This window comes from Luteibacter rhizovicinus (assembly GCF_004342265.1).
Taxonomy (GTDB): Bacteria; Pseudomonadota; Gammaproteobacteria; order Xanthomonadales; family Rhodanobacteraceae; genus Luteibacter; species Luteibacter rhizovicinus_B.
The window spans coordinates 1-1,267 of the sequence record NZ_SMCS01000021.1 but is presented as its reverse complement, the minus strand read 5'-3'; the positions used below and the strand labels follow the sequence as shown (position 1 = coordinate 1,267).

At 62.2% G+C, this 1,267-nt stretch carries 1 protein-coding gene; it reads left to right on the top strand.

Going from position 1 to position 1,267, the window contains the following annotated elements; all coding sequences use genetic code 11:
• Positions 1-87 precede the first annotated feature (87 nt).
• The gene (locus EC912_RS19270) at positions 88-1,215 is read left to right on the top strand and encodes an IS481 family transposase (RefSeq protein WP_207906901.1); all 1,128 of its coding nucleotides are present in this window, start codon (positions 88-90) and stop codon (positions 1,213-1,215) included.
• Positions 1,216-1,267: the final 52 nt, after the last annotated feature.

Genomic DNA, 1,267 nt, shown 5'->3' with positions numbered 1-1,267 from the left:
GTGTATGGACCGGGGACATAGCGCACAGGTGTGCGGGGACATGGTGTACACCTCGGCGGGTCATCGCAGCCGCTGAGGATCGCTCCCATGACCTGGAAGACCGCTATGTCCGAGCGTGCTGAACTGATCCGCCTTGTGCGGAGTCGAACGATGAGCGTTGCCGAACTGGCCCGACGGTTTGGCGTGTGCCGAACCACGGCGTACAAATGGCTCAGACGAAGTCAGGAAGACGATTCGGTGGCCGATCGATCACGCCGACCCCATCGGTCGCCGGGGCGCACCGATAGTGCCTTGGAAGCCGCCGTCATCGCGGTTCGTCAGGCCCATCGCCGGTGGGGCGGACGGAAAATACGGCAAGTTCTGCTCAATGCCGGGCACGCAACGGTCCCTGCCTGCAGCACAATCACCGACATCCTCAGGCGGCATGACCTGATCGATCCGGCCGATAGCGTGGCCAGCACCCCATGGAAGCGGTTCGAGCACGCGGCCCCCAACGACCTGTGGCAAATGGATTTCAAAGGCACCATCAAGGTCGGTCCGCGCGATTGCGACCCGTTGACCGTGCTCGATGATCATTCGCGCTTCAACATTGCTCTGCGTGCGACACCGGATATGACCGGCAAGACCGTGCAGAAAGCCCTTAGCGAAGCGTTTCGGATCTACGGCATGCCTTGGCGCATGAACATGGATAACGGCTCGCCCTGGGGCATCGCTAACGGCGTCTCGTCGAATTTGAGCGCCTTCGCGATATGGCTTATCCAACTAGGCATCCGGGTCAGTTTCAGCGCCCCTCACCATCCCCAGACGAACGGCAAGGACGAGCGCTTCCACCGCAGTCTCAAGGCCGAACTCTTAAGCCAGGAACGCTTCGTCAGCCTGCGGCAGGCGCAACGCGCCTTCGACCTCTGGCGGCAGATCTACAACACCGTACGCCCTCATCAAGGCATCGGCATGGCCGTTCCCGCCGACCGCTACCAGCCCAGCCTCCGGTCCTTCCCGCAGGTCCTACCCGAACTGCAATACCCTCCCGCGGACACCGTCACCCGAGTGCGAGGACACGGCCGGCTTTACTTCAAAGGCACCTGTACCACCCTCTCCATGGCCCTGAGCAACCACCACGTGGCGCTAAGGGCGCGAGACGCCCAGGACGGTATCTACGATGTCTACTTCGGCCATCACCACCTGACCGTTATCGACCTGCACCAGGAGCCGTAAAGTGTGCGCGATGTCCCCGCACACCTGTGCGCTATGTCCCCGGTCCATACAC